17 protein-coding genes are annotated in these 17,814 nt (G+C 44.4%); 16 read left to right on the top strand and 1 reads right to left on the bottom strand.

Annotated features, from left to right (window positions below; all coding sequences use genetic code 11):
* Positions 1–573 precede the first annotated feature (573 nt).
* Positions 574–1,650, top strand: coding sequence for a serine hydrolase (locus tag DHL47_RS02420; RefSeq protein ID WP_209550776.1), 1,077 nt, complete (start codon positions 574–576; stop codon positions 1,648–1,650).
* A gap of 82 nt (positions 1,651–1,732) precedes the next feature.
* Here the strand turns inward: DHL47_RS02420 and DHL47_RS02415 are convergent, their stop codons facing one another.
* Complete coding sequence (locus DHL47_RS02415) at positions 1,733–2,800, bottom strand: bifunctional transcriptional activator/DNA repair enzyme AdaA (RefSeq protein WP_420853825.1); 1,068 nt, start codon at positions 2,798–2,800, stop codon at positions 1,733–1,735.
* A 417-nt stretch (positions 2,801–3,217) separates the two neighbouring features.
* Here DHL47_RS02415 and DHL47_RS02410 point away from each other — a divergent pair, with 417 nt between their 5' ends.
* The 15 genes from DHL47_RS02410 (at position 3,218) to arcC (ending at position 17,707) form a co-directional block, all read left to right on the top strand.
* Positions 3,218–3,358 carry a hypothetical protein gene (locus DHL47_RS02410; protein WP_002897970.1) on the top strand — a complete coding sequence of 47 codons (141 nt, stop codon included), beginning with the start codon at positions 3,218–3,220 and terminating at the stop codon, positions 3,356–3,358.
* A gap of 265 nt (positions 3,359–3,623) precedes the next feature.
* Positions 3,624–5,204: an ATP-binding cassette domain-containing protein gene (locus DHL47_RS02405; protein WP_002915644.1), complete on the top strand. Its 1,581-nt coding sequence runs from the start codon at positions 3,624–3,626 to the stop codon at positions 5,202–5,204.
* Between the two features lie 14 nt (positions 5,205–5,218).
* A complete protein-coding gene (locus tag DHL47_RS02400; RefSeq protein ID WP_002897967.1) occupies positions 5,219–5,704 on the top strand; it encodes a hypothetical protein in 486 nt (161 codons plus the stop codon).
* A 172-nt stretch (positions 5,705–5,876) separates the two neighbouring features.
* Complete coding sequence (locus tag DHL47_RS02395; protein WP_002915643.1) at positions 5,877–7,676, top strand: serine hydrolase domain-containing protein; 1,800 nt, start codon at positions 5,877–5,879, stop codon at positions 7,674–7,676.
* A 42-nt stretch (positions 7,677–7,718) separates the two neighbouring features.
* Complete coding sequence (locus DHL47_RS02390; RefSeq protein WP_317627754.1) at positions 7,719–8,531, top strand: CPBP family intramembrane glutamic endopeptidase; 813 nt, start codon at positions 7,719–7,721, stop codon at positions 8,529–8,531.
* Between the two features lie 128 nt (positions 8,532–8,659).
* Complete coding sequence (locus tag DHL47_RS02385) at positions 8,660–9,553, top strand: CPBP family intramembrane glutamic endopeptidase (protein WP_209550775.1); 894 nt, start codon at positions 8,660–8,662, stop codon at positions 9,551–9,553.
* 202 nt (positions 9,554–9,755) lie between these two features.
* Positions 9,756–10,043, top strand: a complete 288-nt coding sequence (locus DHL47_RS02380; RefSeq protein ID WP_209550774.1) for an autorepressor SdpR family transcription factor — start codon at positions 9,756–9,758, stop codon at positions 10,041–10,043.
* On the top strand, positions 10,021–10,530 hold the full coding sequence (locus DHL47_RS02375; RefSeq protein ID WP_002897961.1) for an SdpI family protein: 510 nt from the start codon (positions 10,021–10,023) through the stop codon (positions 10,528–10,530). The genes DHL47_RS02380 and DHL47_RS02375 overlap by 23 nt, the downstream gene beginning before the upstream one ends.
* 494 nt (positions 10,531–11,024) lie before the next feature.
* A complete protein-coding gene (locus tag DHL47_RS02370; protein ID WP_209550773.1) occupies positions 11,025–11,804 on the top strand; it encodes a YhfC family intramembrane metalloprotease in 780 nt (259 codons plus the stop codon).
* Entirely contained in the window at positions 11,791–12,072 is a 282-nt protein-coding gene (locus tag DHL47_RS02365) for an autorepressor SdpR family transcription factor (RefSeq protein WP_209550772.1), read from the top strand. The genes DHL47_RS02370 and DHL47_RS02365 overlap by 14 nt, the downstream gene beginning before the upstream one ends.
* Positions 12,059–12,553 (top strand): SdpI family protein, encoded by a 495-nt coding sequence (locus tag DHL47_RS02360; RefSeq protein ID WP_209550771.1) that lies wholly within the window; start codon positions 12,059–12,061, stop codon positions 12,551–12,553. Before DHL47_RS02365 ends, DHL47_RS02360 begins: the two co-directional genes overlap by 14 nt.
* Before the next feature lie 443 nt (positions 12,554–12,996).
* Complete coding sequence (locus DHL47_RS02355) at positions 12,997–13,683, top strand: Crp/Fnr family transcriptional regulator (RefSeq protein WP_128836939.1); 687 nt, start codon at positions 12,997–12,999, stop codon at positions 13,681–13,683.
* A 281-nt stretch (positions 13,684–13,964) separates the two neighbouring features.
* A complete protein-coding gene (gene arcA, locus DHL47_RS02350; RefSeq protein ID WP_128836938.1) occupies positions 13,965–15,194 on the top strand; it encodes an arginine deiminase in 1,230 nt (409 codons plus the stop codon).
* A 237-nt stretch (positions 15,195–15,431) separates the two neighbouring features.
* Entirely contained in the window at positions 15,432–16,448 is a 1,017-nt protein-coding gene (argF, locus tag DHL47_RS02345; protein ID WP_128836937.1) for an ornithine carbamoyltransferase, read from the top strand.
* A 311-nt stretch (positions 16,449–16,759) separates the two neighbouring features.
* Positions 16,760–17,707: a carbamate kinase gene (arcC, locus tag DHL47_RS02340; RefSeq protein ID WP_128836936.1), complete on the top strand. Its 948-nt coding sequence runs from the start codon at positions 16,760–16,762 to the stop codon at positions 17,705–17,707.
* The last annotated feature ends 107 nt before the right edge of the window (positions 17,708–17,814 follow it).

Raw genomic sequence — 17,814 nt, 5'->3', positions numbered from 1 at the left:
AGACATGGCATAACCTTTCTGATCGTGTGTGTTGGATTTTGCACTTTTAGTATACACGATTTTGAAGGGGTTATGCTATTTTTTGTACTCTAAACCTAGATAGTGCAAGGGGTTAAGGCTGTTTTTGAGGTTACAAGTTTGAGTACTCTTCGAAAATCTCTTCAAATCACGTCAGCGTCGCCTTGCTCCAACAGTCTCCCAGGCTGCACGGCTGAGGGAACATCGTTCCTTTTATCTGCAACCTCAAAACCTCCGCTTGAATTTTTTGACACTTCCTGTCGGAAGTTTTATTCACCGCCCCAATAGTCCACTGGACTATTTGAGCAGCTAGCCCCTGCCCAGAAATTGAAAAGCAAGGAAGGCTTGGGGAACCTTTCGCTTCCCCGGACTGTTGAAGTTCCTAAAGGTTGGTGTTGAAGTTCAAAGAGCAGGTATCCTCCTTGCTGCTTGGAGTGCTTTGCATCGTTTGAGCAGAAGGGTTCGTTTTTTGCTTCTGAATATTCTCTTTATTTATAGTTATACTTGTCATTTTCCTCATAATTTTTTATAATGATAAGTGCTAGGAGAAATGTTTTGAGTAGAAAAACTGTCATGATTACCGTCGCTGTCTTTGCTTCCCTCTGCCTGCTTGGCTTTGCCTTTCTTTTCTGGGCTGAGCAAAACAAGGCCAGAGAAAAAGAAGCTGTCAAAAAGATCGATATTGTCAAGCAAAGCGAGCCTAAGTCCAAAGAGGAGCAAACGGATGCAGCCAAACCGGCTGAAGAAAGGCCCAAACCAGCTGCCAAAAGTCCCGAGGACAAGCAGAAGGTCATGGAAGCAGATGGCCCGACCATGGATGCTTTGGGGCTGCGCTATGACTATGCCAATCAGAGTCTGCCTCAGGTGATTCAGACTTATTTGGCTGAAATGGGCATTGACCAATCGCAAATTGCTTTTTCTTATAAGGATTTAACCAGCGGCCAGACCTTTGCCATGAATGATACCCAGCCCATGACGGCGGGCTCTACCTACAAGCTGCCCCTTAATATGCTGGTGGTTGACGAGGTAGCTGCTGGTAAGTTATCCATGGATGAGCGTTTCGACATTACCCATACGACCTTTGAGTATCGGGGCGAGCATGATAACTATGTCGGAGCCTTTAATGGCGCTATGAGCATTTCTGATATGCAGGAATATTCACTGGTTTATTCGGAAAACACGCCGGCCTATGCTCTGGCTGAGCGCTTGGGAGGCATGGATAAGGCCTATGAGATGTTCAGCCGCTACGGCCAGTCCAAGACTGATGTCAAGACCATCAGCCGGGAAAATAATAAAACGACGACGGATTACTACATCCAGGTGCTGGAGTATTTGTCTAAAAATCAGGAGAAATACAAGGATATCCTATACTATATCGGTGAATCTTTCCCCGGAGAATACTACAAACGCTACCTGCGCGACATTGCCATCTACCAAAAGCCGGGCTATGTCCGCGAGGCGCTCAATGTGGATGCTTTGGTCATGGAGGAAAAGCCGTATATTGTCGCCCTCTATACGGCCTATCTGGGCGGCAGCACCGAAGCCAGTGACGAAATCAGCGGTGTCGGCATTGACCAAGTGGGACAGATTGCCTATGTCATCAACGAATGGCATCGGGTTAATATGAATTGATTCAAATAGAAATTCGACTAACTAGAATACGCCGCAGATGAGAATCTGGGCGTGTTTTTGGTTCGTATCGGCAGCTGGTGCTTCAGCTGGATTGGGAATTGCTGGCTATCTTCTTTTCCAGCTCCAGCAGGTATTGCTTTCGCTCTGCCCCGCCGCCGTAGCCGCCCAGCTCTCCATTGGTCTGGATGACCCGGTGGCAGGGGATGAGGATGGCGATTTGATTGGCTCCGTTGGCGTTGCCGACAGCTCGGACCTTCTTTTTATCGCCCAGCAGTATTGCCAAATCTTGGTAGCTGGCCGTTTGTCCAAGCGGAATGGTTTGCAACAAGTCCCAGACGGAACGCTGGAAATCAGAGCCTGCCAGATAGAGCGGAATGCTAAAGTCAGCAGACTTCCCCTCGAAATAGGCTGTCAGCTCCCTTTCCAGCTGCTGGATCAGGGGATTGTCTCCATGGATGATGCGGGCATTGAACCGATTGCGCAGGCGTTCGATTTCTTTTTCCAGGCCTCTGCGGTTGTCAAACTCCAGCAGATAGAGCCAGTCCTGGTCTGCAATGGCCAGCATGCGGCCCAGAGGAGTCGAGAGAAATCGAGCGGTTAGCAGTTTGATGCTTTCTTTCTTGCTTGGAGTTCCCATGATTTGACTAAAGGCGTCGTGAAAGCCGCTGGCTGAACGATAGCCGGTATTCAGCTGTTGGTCGATGACCTTGCTGCCTTTTTGGATTTCATGAAAAGCCAGGCCCATGCGGCGGGCCCGAGCGTACTGGACAAAGGTTAGACCGTATATTTCTTTGAATTTCCGGCGGGCAGCAGCTGAGTTAAGCCCTAACTCTCTGAAATCAGCTTCCTTCCAGCGCTTGGCTGGCTGGTCTTCCACAGCCTGGACCAAAAGATCTACTTCCTCAGGAATCTGCTGGGGAAAGCTCAGGGGCTGACAGATTTTACAGGGACGAAAGCCTGCTAAGAGAGCATCCTCCGCCCGGTCGTAGAAGTCGCAGTTTTCATACTTGGGTTTTCTGGCCCGGCAGGAAGCGTGGCAGAAGATACCGGTAGTTTTAATAGCAGCGAAAAAAATGCCATCATAATCTTTATCTTTCTCAATTAGGGCCTGATAATAGGCCTTTTTAACGTTCTCATCTTGAATCAGCATGCGATTTTCCTTTCTTTTCTTTCATTATTATAAAGCAAAATCAGCCAGACCTCTACCGAAAAATGAACAAGTAATATCGAGTCGATTAGTATTTAGAAAAATTTCAAAATAGACTTGACAATTTAGGAACAGAGGTTTATAATTCTATTTAGAAAATAATCTAAATACTTGTCAGCTCCTCGTGTACGAGAAGTAAAAGAAGGAAAAATTATTTGCTTAAACAGGTTAATTATTTTTTTGATTGCTATTTAGAAAAAAACCAAAATACCTCTTGCTTTTTTGAAAGAGAAGTGTTACAATCTATTTAGAAGATGTTCTAATTACTTCATTCTGCTCTGTTTAATTAGTCACTGAGCAATTTTTTATAAAAGCTATTTAGAAAAAATTCTAAATTTCTCTACTCAAAAAGGAGGAAAAATGAAGAAAGCAAGAAACTCAATCCTACTAACCGTAGTAGGTCTAGTGACGGGTCTATCCATTTGGCTGGCTGTTTTTTCCTGGGTGCTCTATAAAAATAAGGACGACCTGCAAAAAATATCCAATCAAAAACATTTTTAAATACAAAATAGGCAATCTAGTTTTTCTAGACTAGATTTTTTAATCCAGAGTATTTAGAAACAAATCGAAATACCTAAGAAGGATTAGATTGCTTCGTTTCGTACTCTTTATTTAGAAAATTTTCTAAATAGATAGATAAAGGAGAAAAGATGAAAAGAGGATTACTTTTATTGCTTATAGGCTTGCTCACGGTTTTATCCGTCTGCTGGGCAATCCCGTCTTGGATCGTTTTCAAAAATAGACGAAAATTGGAAGGAAAAATTAAATGTTGAAAGAAATTTTACGGAAATACCGCGCTTCTTATCTGGGTGCGACTATCTTTAGCATTGGAGCAACGATTTTTATCACTTTGTTTTCTTTGCAGCTGGGAGTTGTTGTGGACAGTGCGCAGAAGGCTCATTCTAACTTGCTTGGACAATTCTTTATCTGCCTTTTTTGCACTTGTGCTTGGTCTCTTTGCAGCTTGCTGGCTATTTGGTTCAAGAACAATCATAATAAGCAAGTCTTGGAAGAAGTCAAAACGAGGCTTTTCCATTCTTTTTATGACAAGAATTTGCATGACAAGGCTTCCGAGCAGGAAAATAGCTATCTCAACACAACGACCAAGAATATGGATATTTACCAAGAGAATTACTTGACCCCGCGCTGTGATATTGTGGCTGCCTTTTCTTCAGTTTTTATCAGTACACTGGCTATTTTTTGGATTGAATGGCGCATGGCTCTGGGCTTTATTCTCATTTCTTTTTTGACCATGGCTGCGTCACAAATTCCAGGGATATTGATGCGCAAGGCGACAGCGAATTTCACTCAGAAAAGCAATTACTTTTTGAAGCAAGTCACCAATTTTTTGGAAGGCTTTGAGCAAATCAAACTTTTGCAAATCCAAAAAAGGGTGGTTGAGCACCTGTCTAGCAGCAACAGCGACTTTGAGCAAGCCAGAAAAAGCTATAATGCGGCTAAGGAGGGCGCTGTGACTCTGATGATGTTCTTTAGCTTTCTGTCTCAGATATTTTGTATGTCTCTGGGGATTTGGTTTGTCAGCCAAGGGTCTCTGACCATTGGGGCTTTGATTGCCAGTGTTCAGCTTTTGAACTTTGTCTTCACTCCTTTGCAGCTTTTTATCAATAACAAAAATCTCATGAGCACGGTCAAGGATATTGAGAATGATTTTGATGCTAAGTTGGCTAAGAAAGAAGCGGAGCCCGCTCAAAATCTGACCGAAACGATTGATCGGATTGATTTTGAACATCTCGGTCTGGAGTTGGGCGACAAGGCTCTCTTTCAGGATTTTTCTTATCAGTTTGCCAAGGACAAGCACTATGCTATTATCGGCGAGTCTGGTCGGGGCAAGTCGACCTTGATGAAGCTCTTGCTCAATTATTTTGATAGCAAGGACTACGCTGGTCAAATCATGGTCAATGGTCAAGCGGTCAGCCAGCTAGCAAGCGACAGTCTCTATCAGAAAATCGCCTTTATCCAAAAGAATGACTTTTTTATCGAGGGAAGTGTGGCGGACAATATCGCGCTATACAGAGATATAAATGCACCTGACCAAACTTTCTTGTACCAAAGTCTGCATTTTAATGAGGCTTTCTTGAGCAAGAAGCTTGATTTGGAGCGGCAGGAAGTTTCCTATGGTGAAAAGCAGCGGATTGATTTGGCGCGTTTCTTGGTTAAGGATTATGATGTGCTGATTTTTGATGAGCCGACCAGTAATCTTGACCCGAGCTTGGCGGCGGAAGTCATGGACTATATCTTGTCCATCAAGGACCGCATTGTTATCGTTATTACTCATAATCAAGGCAGGGCACTCTTAGACCGCTTTGATGACTGTCTGGAATTATAAAAGGAGGAAAGAAAATGAAATTAAAATGGAAAGAATTAGTGGCAAGCCTAATCGTTATTTGGCTACCGCTTATCTACGCTTTGTCAATCTATGCAGACCTACCTCAGCTAATCAGAGGGCATTTGCCCTATAGCGGTCTAGGCATGCCCAAGCAAGTCTTTATCTGGTTTCTGCCAGTTCTCTTGAGTGTAATTCAACTGATTGTTTGCTACACGACGACTATTAAAGAGATTATCGACAAGCAATTTGTCCATTTCCTTTACTGGCTGGTTCCCTTTATCAATGCCGTAGTTTATATCAGCGTTCTTCTTTATGGGCTCAATCCGGCTTTTCCGGTATTTAAGGTCAATGGGATTATGTCTGCAATCATCCTTAATGCTGTCAGCTACTTCCTCACGAGAAAAATAGTGGCAGACCAAGAGCCGGCTCCACGCGTTTTAGCTTATATCTTCGGAGGAGTTGGCTCAATCCTGTTTCTGGTCAGCCTCTTCCTCTTTTAAAATAGCAATCTGATAGGAAAGGAGAAAATCATGTTTCATATTTTTACTTTTGTTAAAATGCTTTTATTCTTTATCTTTGGCTGGATCTGGCTCCTTCTCGGTCTACTCAGTTTACTCTTTCTTTTTCCTTTTTAAGTGAAGGAAATATAGAAAATAATGATTGGAGATCATCATGAAATCATCATTTTTGAAAAGCACTGTGGCGCTGGTAACGTGTGGCTTGCTAGCTTTTGGAGCAGCCCACGCTTACGCCGACCAGCAAAAATTGCCGTCAGGCACGTCTTACGACCAAATCGGTCAGAAGATTGAAAATTACTACCAAGAACACGAAAAAACCAGCGCAGGACTGGCAACAACGGTCTTTGACAAAGACGGCAATACTCTCTATCAAAAGAACTTCGGCTATACGGACAAGGAAAAGAAGCTAGCGGTGGATGACAAGTCGGTCTTCGAGTGGGGTTCAACCACCAAAATCACCGTCTGGGTCAGCGTCATGCAGCTTTGGGAGGAGGGCAAGATTGACCTGAAAACGGACATCAGGGAGTATCTGCCCCAAAATCTCCTAAAAAATCTCAAATACGACAAGCCCATTACCATGCTGGACCTCATGAACCACCAAGCGGGCTTTGAAGATTACCCTTTGTATATAGGCTCCGACAAGGATTTAGGAGCATTGATGAAAAAAACTCCGTCTCAGATTTATGAGCCGGGGACGGTGACATCCTATTCAAACTATGGAACAGCGCTGGCGGGCTATATCGTGGAGCGCATTAGCGGGCAATCCTTTGCCGACTATGTCCACGAGCATATTTTCCAGCCCTTGGGTATGAAACACACCGCACTCAAACCTGATTTATCAGATAATGTATTTGTACAAAAACAGCGGGAGAAGGAGAAAACTTATGATACAAATGGAGACTTACTAAAAGGCGACCAACCCTTTGTTCTTGGAGAATATCCAGCGGGGCGGGCAACAGGAACATTTGCCGACATCAAGAAATTTGCCCAAGCCCTCCTGCAAAAGGAGAAGCTCTTTAAAAGGGCAGAGACTTGGGAGAATTTTTACAGCGCTAGCCATACTTATCCGGGTACAGATATTCCCGTCAATGCTCACGGACTTTGGGTGACGGAGTTTGAAAACACCAGAACTTTTGGGCACGGGGGAAACTCACCAGGCTTTACGACCAGCCTCTTGCTTGATTTGAAGTCAGGGATTGGCTCAGTCGTTACAGTCAATCAAAGAAATGAGTTTCATTTCGCTCTTAGCATGCCTGACCTCATTTACGGTAAGAAAAAAGAAGCCTCAAAGGCAGCTCAAAAGGACTTTCAAGCTGGTTTTTACCGCGAAGCGCGTATTTATAGTGGAGGTCCCCTATCTATATTTAGGGTTTTCAAGTCGACTAGCTATCTAACTAACCCTTCTGAAAATGCGGCTATCAAAGACTATTTTGGTTTTTGGACGGCAGGAGAAAGAGGAGGGCACTATATTCTGAACCTGCCTATTTCAGATAGGACAAAGCTGCCCTTGTTGGATGTTATCAAAGATTATGGTAGTTTATTACTCGCTGGGCTTGCCGCACTGTATGTCGCCCTTTGCTATCTCAGCGGTATTTTGGCAAAATTGTATCGTTTGCTCACTAGGAAAAACAAGGGAACAGGTTCGGTTGTCTGGTCTAGTTGGCATTATCTGACTGGCTTCCTTATTCTTTGGGCTTTTCGTAATTTGTTCTCATTTTTCTCAATTATTCTCGCGAAAAATTCTTTCGATCTCGCTGGTTTGACGGGGCATTTCCAACTGTTTGCCTTGCTTGCTGTGGTCTTGCTGATTAGTGCTTTTCTTCCCTATCTGCCCTTCTTCAAAGCGAGGTTGAAGCAAGGGAATAAGTACCTCACGCTAGCAACTAGCTCCGTCGCTTTTATCATCGCTTTTAATATTTTCTATTGGTCGCTATACCAATGGTGGACTTTATAATTTTACAAATGACAGAAAGGAGCATTTTATATGTAAAACACAATTTCAACTTCAACCATTAAAAGGTTTCTAGCATGGGCGTTTGGGCTCGCTTGGCCAGGTATGCTAGTCATAGCTTACTTTTATGCGATCAATCAGAAACTTGTCGGTAACATTTTATCCGCAAGTGTGGTAATGTTCGCCCCTATGGTGGCTGCTTTTTTGGCTAAAGCTCCTGTAAAGTCTATCGGCTGGAAATTGAAGCTCGCCAGTAAATGGCGCGATTACCTAGCCTGCTGGTTAGCCATTTGTAGCATTGTACTTGGCGGCGCACTTGTCTATTTTGCTGTCTTTCCGCAGCATTTGGCTTTTGCCCTGAACCCACAAGTCGCCCTTCAAATTTTAATGATTCTTACGGTCTTAACTCTAGCCATCAGTCTTTCTGGCTTGGGCGAGGAAGTTGGCTGGCGGGGTATTCTCTATCCTTATTTGAAAGAGCGCTACGGACGGACTAAGGGACGCATCATTGGTGGTCTCATCTGGGCTATTTGGCATTTTCCTGTCAATATGATTGGAGCAGGGACGCTGGGTGAGCGTTTCTTAAATTTAATTCCCTATTATATCATGGCTATTTCTTTTGGGATTATCCTTGATATTTACTATGTACGTAGCAAAACCATTTGGCTGCCAGCCTTTGGACATGGGGTCATTGATGCCGTTGCCATGATAACTACCGTTTTCACTGTTAGTGGGGTAGAAACGTTTAAATTCCTTGGTCCTGGTCCAACTGGACTTTTTAGCGCTCTCATTGCTCTTGTCATTGCCGTTTGGCTGACCAAGCGCGAAGAGAGAGAAAGTCAGCAGGGGATTTCTTAATCTTTTTTAGGTGATTTTTCTACCACTTACTAGCGCAATCTAACCACTTACCAAAAAGAGCTTGATTTGGTGTATTTCTTTTGTTTGGATAAGGGTGTAGGGGAAAATACACCTTAAGGAGGTCACACATGACACATACTTATCAAAAGACAGCCCATCGCTCTAGTCTGGAAATCTTGCAAGAAGAAGCAGGGGCGAAAAACTGGTGGCTGAGCATGCCTCTAGCTTTTCTGGCGCTCGGTCTGGGCATGTTGCTCAGCGGGCTCTTGTCTCAATGGCTGATACAACCCTTTATCAATGTTTCTAATCAACTCGTATTAGAAGAAGTGAGCACCCTTCTATTTCATGGTATCAGTGCTCTTCCCCTTCTCCTTGTGGCTAAGTTTTGGGAGCACCGCAGTCTTGCGAGCTTTGGTCTCTGGTGGGAAAAGCTGGGCAAAAATCTCCTGTTTGGAGCAGTTATAGGATTCTTGACGACAACGGCAATTATTGGCGTTAATGCGCTAGCTGGTCAGCTCCATTTTCGACTAGGAAATCAATTTAATCTCGCACTCTGGCCCTATTTGCTCCTTATGATTTTCTTGGAGGCCTTAGCCGAAGAAGTCATTTACCGCGGCTTTGTCCTGAACAAGCTCCGCACCAAAATGGGGCTTGTCCCAGCTATTGTCCTAGGCAATCTCTTCTTTGGTCTCATGCACACATTCAAGGGTGGCGCTCCTTTCTCTTACATCCTGAGCGTGACCTTGTCGGGCGTTCTCTTTTCCCTCCTTTTTGCCCTGACCGATAATCTCTGGCTGGTGGCGGCGACCCATGCTCTTTACAATCTGACCCTTACAAATATCTTTGGCCTTGTTGAGAGCGGTCCGACTTTCCTGCGGACGACCTTAAGTAGCGACAGCAATCCACTTTTAGTTGGAACGGCTGCCATTCCTGTCGTAGGAGGGATCCTGGAGCCAATCACGATGACCTTGATTTGCCTTTTCATCGCTTATCTGGTCAAGAAAAAGCAAGTGTTTAGCTAAGCCCTCCTTGTCTTTTATCCTCAAAAACAGTATAATGGAGAAAAGAATTTGAAAGTTCTCTAAATAGTTTTAGGAGGATTGCTGGCAGAAAATCTTGTCCGTTTGAGTAGCGCCTTGCTTACATTTGTAGGAGCCATGACTTATCTAGAGCTAGTTGCTTTGTTTGTCCTTAGCTAGAAATCAATTTTAAGAGGTATCAAAATTGGGAATTAGTGAAACCATGAAAGCCCTAGCTGATCCAGTTCGGCGGGAAATATTAGAAATATTAAAAAAAGGTCCTAAGTCGGCTGGTGAAATCGCTCAAGTCTTCGATTTGACGGGAGCGACGGTATCCTACCATTTGTCCCAGTTGAAAAAAGCGGGGCTCATCTATGAAGAACGGCAGAAAAATTACATTTACTACCATTTAGATGCCACGGTTTTTGAGGAAGTTTTGGTCTGGATTGCCGCGCTAGGAGGGAAAAATAATGAAAACGAAACTGAGAAATAACCTTAGGGAATTGCTGCTGACTTTCTTGGTTATTTGGCTGCCACTTGCTTATGCCTTATGGATTTATCCTAGTTTGCCAGAGAATATTAGGATCAATTTCGTGTCGCTGATTAGCCCGACATTTGAGTATGCACCCAAATTTCTCTTTATCTGGGGTCTGCCAATCTTTATGACTTTGATACAGCTGATTGTTTATGGGGCAACGGCTTACCGAGAAATCACCAAGCCCGCTTTTGCCCGCTTCGTCCTTTGGATTGTTCCTTTGAACCATATTGCTGTCTATCTTTCCATTCTGTTCTATGCTCTTGATTCCCACTTCAACATTAATAAAATTGCAGCGATTTTTTCGGGGGTAATGTTTCTAATTTCTGGAAATTATATGCCTAAGAAAATGGTGGTGGAAGAAAAACCAGCGCCGCGTTGGCTAGCCTACCTCTTTATCCTGGTCGGATTGACAGCCGTACTAGTGGGACTCTTTCTTTTGTAAATTAAGTGAAAACAAAGTGCACAGATTGTGCGCTTTTGTTTAGTCTCATTCTGACTCTTTGTCAACTGTAGTGGGTTGATGAGAAGTTATAATCTGGTGAGGACTAAATCAGTCCTCTCCTTTTTGATGTTCAAAGCGATGATTTCTTTATGAGTTCCAGCATCTAGAACATCCAAGATTATGATGTTAGGGTCTTTTATTCCCAGTAAGTTTGTGATAAAATTGAACTGTTCCATAAGAGTCTTTCTAATGATGGTTTTGTCGCTTTTCATTATAGGTCTTATGGGACTTTTTTTCTACAACAAATAGGCTCCATCATTCCTACAGTGGTTTTACCCACTACAGAAATTATAGAGCCGTTTTTTATTGCAGTAGAGCTTGATGATTTTTAGATTGAAGTTATTTAGAAAAAATTCGAAATAGATTTGACAGAAAGAAAGGAAAGATGTATAATCTATTTAGAAAAAAACCAAAACAGTTTAGGAGAAAAAACGATGATTTCCATTCATATCTTGATTGCTATGCTGCTTATTTTAGGAGCAGTCCTTGTTCCTTTGGTTTATTTTAAAAAAACCAAGCACATTTCTCTATTAGTCTTCCTTTTAGGGGGAGTTGGCTTTTATCTGTCTAGTCAGGTTCTGGAAAATATCTTGCACCGTATCGTCTTACAGCCTCAGGCTGATGGGACTATCGCTTTGCGGACGGAAAATCCTTGGCTATATGTCCTTTATGGTATTGCTGCGGCAGCTATTTTTGAAGAAACAGCCCGCTGGGTCATCTTTTACTGGCTGCAAAAGAAGCGCCCACTGACCTTTAGGGATGGTATAGCCTATGGCTTGGGGCATGGTGGTATTGAGGCTTTGTTCGTTGGTATTGTCAGTCTCTTAAACTTTTGGGTTATAGCTCAAGTAGTGACTCAGGGGAATGCCCAGACGCTGGCTCAAATTCCTCAAGCAGTTATTGACAATGTCCGCTCCATGAGCGCTGGCAGCATCTATCTTTTGGCTTTTGAACGGATCTTGGCTATTCTCATTCAAATCCTTCTGACCTTCTGGGTTTGGAAAGCGGTCAAGGAGAAGGCTCCAGTGTATTTTTTAGCCGCTCTGGGACTTCACGCCCTGATTGACTTAGCGCCTGCTCTGGCTCAGGTAGGCTTTCTTCCGCCACTGGCTGTTGAGGCTCTGCTCTTAGTAGAAGTAGTGGCACTAGTCTTTCTGACCAAGAAAATCTTGAAAGTTTACCTGAAAGAAAGGTCTAATCATGGGGATCAGTGAAACATTAAAAGCTTTGTCAGATCCTGTCCGCCGGGATATTTTGGAAATGCTCAAGCACGGTCCTAAGTCGGCTGGGGAGATTGCCCAGGCTTTTGAACTGACGCCGGCGACCGTCTCCTATCACCTGTCTCAGCTCAAAAAAGCCGGTTTGCTGACCGAAGAAAAGCAGAAGAATTATATTTACTACAGTCTGGATGTCACCGTTTTTGAAGAAATCCTAGTCTGGTTCCAGTCTCTGGGAGGAGGAAAAGGAAATGAAAAAATATAGCCTAATTGAATTTATCTGCAGTCTGACTCTCTTACTGCTGCCGGCCCTCTATGGCTTTTCGGTCTCCAGCCGGCTGCCCCAAGTCATGTCCAGCCGTTTTGATCTGGCTGGCAATGTGACGACCTACATGGATAAGCATCTCTTTTTGATCCTCATCCCTCTGGTTATGCTGGCGGCCCAGCTGCTTGTTTTTGGGGCCAGTATTGCCAAGCCCTTGCTCAATAAAAACTTTGAGCACCTCATCCGCTGGATCATCCCGCTTATCAATCTCATCATTTATCCGGCGACCATCTACCGCAATCTCCATCAGGGCTTTCCTATGACCAAGCTGGCCTTTCTGTCCATCGGTCTGCTCTTGGTGGTTCTGGGCAATTACCTGCCGAAGAAAGTCCAGGCAGACAGAGAGCCCCTGCCCCGCAAGCTGGCCTATGCTGTCATGGGAGCGGGGCTGGTTCTCTTTGCAGCAGGACTCTTTATCTAATTTAGGCCATGAATCGCAATCAAACTAGTCAGGAGCAGACAGGCTGGCAGTAGCTGCTCATCCTGTCAGGAGAAATCCCACAGGACTTTCTCTCACTCCTTCACTATTTTAGCAGTATTGAAAATAACTGTTTCTATACTGCCAAAGTCGGAGCTAGCTGCTCCAATAGTCCATGGACTTTGGAGGCGGTGAATAAAACTTCCAACAGGAAGTGTCCGCTGTACGAGAGCAGGGCTGAAAGCGGCGGGACAGACTCAGCTTCTTCGATTGCTAAAGAGTATAGAGAGGCTTGCTTTTGATTTTCCAAGAGTCTCGTCATCAAAAGGCTGGTCTGGGACTGGCTTTTTACTTGAGTCTTCATGCAGTGTAATTCTTTTTCTTGTCAGTCTTTTTGTGATATAATCATATCAAGTATCAAACAAAAAAGAACAACAAGGATGATTATGATTAATAAGGAGCATTATCACTACATTCGGCAGCACCAGGCCTTTGCCAATCTGCCGGTAGAGCTTTTTGATAAGTTGGCTGTGGAGATTCAGTATCGCAGGATCCCAAAGGGGCAGATTATCTTTTTTGCCGGAGACCGGCGGGAGCGGCTTTTTCTCTTGTATCAAGGCTATGTGCGGATTGAGCAGTATGATTCGACAGACACATTTTCCTATATGGACTATGTCAAAAAAGGCAGTGTCTTTCCCTATGGCGGTATGTTTTTTGATGAGCGCTATCATTATACGGCCAGTGCTGTGACCAATGTGGAATATTTCAGTCTTCCCATCGATTTATTTGAGGCCTACTCCAAGCAGAGTGTCAGCCAGCTGCTTTTTATCACCAAGCGCCTGTCGCAGATTTTAGAATTTCAGGAACTGCGGCTGCGCAATGTGGTATCGGCCAGCGCAACGGAGCGCGTGGTTCAGTCCCTGTCCATTCTCTGCATGGATCTGTGCCAAGAGAGCGGCCGCCTGCCTTTTCCGATCAGTATGAAGGAGCTGGCTAAGCTAGGAGCTACGACTAGGGAAACGGTCAATCAGGTCCTGAAAAAACTGCGGGATGACGGCCGGATTGATTATGAGCATAAACTGCTGACTTTTAAAGACAAAGATTTTTTCATGAAATATTTCAGAGGAAGCTGATTTGCTTCTTTTTTTGGACAGATAAATTCGAAATGTTCTAATATTAACCATTTATCAACTTTTTTCAAAAAAATAAATATTGATAAAAATAATATAATGTATAAAATATCCAAAGAAACCGCTTTAAAAAAGAATATTATAGAATATTTGTCGTAAAAAAGCAAAGGATTTGGCATTTATAGTGTAAGATTTTTCTTGAAAGCGTTATCGGCAAATGCTAGAATAATATATGTAAACGGGAAAGGGGAGACCTGAACCGCAAAGAAAAAGGAGGACAGTAGATGTCTACACATCCCATTCATGTTTTCTCAGAAATCGGAAAACTGAAAAAAGTTATGTTGCACCGTCCCGGCAAAGAGCTGGAAAACTTGCTGCCGGACTATCTCGAACGTCTTCTTTTTGACGATATTCCATTTTTGGAAGATGCCCAAAAAGAACACGATGCTTTTGCCCAAGCGCTTCGCGATGAAGGAGTAGAAGTTCTTTATCTTGAAAAACTGGCTGCTGAGTCACTGACTTCACCGGAAATCCGTGACCAATTCATCGAAGAATACCTTGATGAAGCCAATATCCGCGGCCGCGAAACCAAGAAAGCCATTCGCGAACTGCTCCGTGGCATTGAAGACAATCTTGAATTGGTCGAAAAAACCATGGCCGGCGTTCAGAAAGTAGAACTTCCTGAGATTCCGGAAGAAGCAAAAGGTCTGACCGACTTGGTCGAATCAGATTATCCATTTGCGATCGATCCAATGCCAAACCTTTATTTCACCCGTGACCCATTTGCAACGATTGGTAATGCTGTATCGCTCAACCATATGTTTGCAGATACTCGCAACCGCGAAACGCTTTACGGCAAGTACATCTTCAAATACCACCCAGTATATGGCGGCAATGTGGACCTTGTCTACAACCGTGAAGAAGATACGCGTATCGAAGGCGGAGATGAGCTGGTTCTTTCCAAAGATGTTTTGGCAGTTGGTATCTCTCAGCGTACGGATGCTGCTTCTATTGAAAAACTCTTGGTCAACATCTTCAAGAAAAATGTTGGCTTCAAGAAAGTATTGGCCTTTGAATTTGCCAATAACCGCAAATTCATGCATCTGGACACTGTCTTCACTATGGTTGACTATGACAAGTTTACCATTCACCCAGAAATCGAAGGCGATCTGCGGGTCTACTCTGTTACTTATGTAGACGAAAAACTGAAGATTGTGGAAGAAAAAGGCGATTTGGCTGAACTCTTGGCAGCAAACCTTGGTGTAGAAAAAGTTCACCTCATCCGCTGCGGCGGCGGAAATATCGTAGCTGCTGCACGGGAACAATGGAACGATGGCTCTAATACCCTGACCATCGCACCGGGTGTGGTAGTGGTTTATGACCGCAACACTGTGACCAACAAGATTTTGGAAGAATACGGGCTTCGCTTGATTAAGATCCGCGGAAGTGAATTGGTTCGCGGTCGTGGTGGACCTCGTTGTATGTCTATGCCGTTTGAACGTGAAGAAATCTAATTGCTAATCAGTACAGCCTGCCCTGCAGTCAAGGCTTAGCTGAGACAGGTATCCTGTCCTGCTCTTCTATCTTAAATTCAACTGCCATTCGCCCGCTTTGCTCTCTTGCAGTGCAGCCTGCGGGTCATTGTCCAGTCTGTATTTGAGATAGATTGAGTATCTGGCTGAGCCTTTGGGCAGACTGGGACTTAGCAGCTTCATGATAAAACCCAATGTTTAGAAAGAGGAAATGATAGAATGACAGATTCAGTATTCCAAGGACGCAGCTTCTTGGCAGAAAAAGACTTTAGCCGTGCAGAGTTAGAATACCTTATTGGCCTTTCAGCTCATTTGAAACGCCTGAAAAAGGAAAATATTGAGCACCGTTACCTTGCTGGTAAAAACATTGCTCTTTTGTTTGAAAAGACTTCTACTCGTACGCGTGCAGCCTTCACAACAGCAGCCATCGACCTTGGAGCTCACCCAGAATATCTGGGCGCAAACGACATTCAGTTAGGTAAAAAAGAATCTACTGAAGATACAGCTAAGGTATTGGGCCGTATGTTTGACGGTATCGAATTCCGCGGCTTCAGCCAACGCATGGTAGAAGAATTGGCAGAATTCTCAGGTGTACCGGTATGGAACGGTCTGACAGACGAATGGCACCCAACTCAAATGCTGGCTGACTACCTGACTGTTCAGGAAAACTTCGGCCGTCTGGAAGGATTGACACTGGTTTACTGCGGTGATGGACGCAATAACGTTGCCAACAGCCTTTTGGTAACAGGTGCTATCCTTGGGGTCAATGTGCATATCTTCTCACCAAAAGAACTCTTCCCAGAAAAAGAAATCGTTGAATTGGCTCAAGGATTTGCCAAAGAAAGCGGTGCTCGTGTGCTGATTACAGAAGACGCTGACGAAGCAGTCAAAGGCGCTGATGTACTCTACACAGACGTTTGGGTATCCATGGGTGAAGAAGACAAATTTGCAGAACGCGTTGCCCTCTTGAAACCTTATCAAGTCAATATGGATTTGATTAAGAAAGCAGACAATGAAGACCTGATCTTCCTGCACTGTCTGCCTGCTTTCCATGACACCAACACTGTCTATGGGAAAGATGTTGCTGAAAAATTCGGCGTAGAAGAAATGGAAGTGACTGACGAAGTCTTCCGCAGCAAATATGCTCGTCACTTTGACCAAGCTGAAAACCGCATGCACACCATCAAAGCGGTAATGGCAGCAACCTTAGGCAACCTTTACATTCCAAAAGTGTAACCTGCTGCTCAAAGGAACTAAATTCCTAAGAGCACTACCAATATAAGAAACCGTCTACCAACAGCTATGAGGGCTGCGACTATAGCTTAGTCCAGTCCTCATTTTTATTTAGAAATAGAGATGGTACTCATTGAAAATCAAGGGCTAAGAAAGAGACAGGAGCAGGGCCGCTGGCCAGTAAAGCGTCTCATTAGCTGGGGAGTCTGTCCCAGTCTCTTAGGCTGCAGATACGACATCCCTTAGGCTATGTCAAAAGCGCCGTCTTTGATTTTCAAAAGCAGAAGCCATCAATAGGCACCAAAGGAGAATATATGTCAAATCGTAAAATCGTAGTAGCATTGGGAGGAAATGCCATCCTTTCATCAGATCCGTCAGCTAAGGCTCAGCAAGAGGCCTTGGTCGAAACTGCTAAACACCTTGTGAAATTAATCAAAAACGGTGATGATTTGATTATCACCCACGGCAACGGCCCGCAGGTCGGCAATCTCCTGCTGCAGCACTTGGCAGCAGATTCTGAGAAGAACCCTGCCTTTCCGCTGGACTCACTCGTTGCCATGACAGAAGGCAGCATTGGCTTCTGGCTGCAAAATGCCCTGCAAAATGCCCTGCTGGAAGAAGGCATTGACAAGGATGTGGCTTCTGTTGTGACACAAGTAGTGGTGGATAAAAACGACCCAGCTTTCACCAATCTCAGCAAGCCAATCGGTCCTTTCTATTCAGAAGAAGAAGCCAAAGCAGAAGCTGAAAAGAGCGGTGCTACTTTCAAGGAAGATGCCGGCCGCGGCTGGAGAAAAGTCGTTGCTTCACCAAAACCAGTGGACATCAAGGAAATTGAAACCATCCGTACCCTGCTCCATGCCGGCCAAGTGGTCGTAGCAGCAGGCGGCGGCGGTATCCCTGTCATCAAAGAAGAAAATGGCCATCTGACTGGTGTAGAAGCAGTTATTGACAAGGACTTTGCTTCTCAGCGTCTGGCTGAACTGGTCGAGGCTGACCTCTTTATCGTCCTGACCGGTGTAGACTATGTCTTTGTCAACTACAATAAGCCGAATCAGGAAAAACTGGAGCATGTCAATGTTGCTCAATTGGAAGAATACATCAAGCAAGATCAATTCGCACCAGGCAGCATGCTTCCAAAAGTAGAAGCAGCGATTGCCTTTGTCAACGGCCGTCCGGAAGGCAAAGCGGTCATCACATCGCTGGAAAATCTGGGCGCTCTCATTGAGTCCGAAAGCGGAACGATTATTGAAAAAGGCTAGAAGCAGATTTTTCTGCTCCCTGGCCACTGTTTATCTGTTTCTGTATTTTCAGGGAAAGCCTCTGTCCTATTATAGTCATTTAGTTTGCTTTTAATAGCGGGAGTGGG

It is taken from the genome of Streptococcus panodentis (genome assembly GCF_017884005.1).
In the GTDB taxonomy this organism is placed as follows: Bacteria; Bacillota; Bacilli; order Lactobacillales; family Streptococcaceae; genus Streptococcus; species Streptococcus panodentis.
This window is presented reverse-complemented; position numbering and strand designations above follow the sequence as displayed.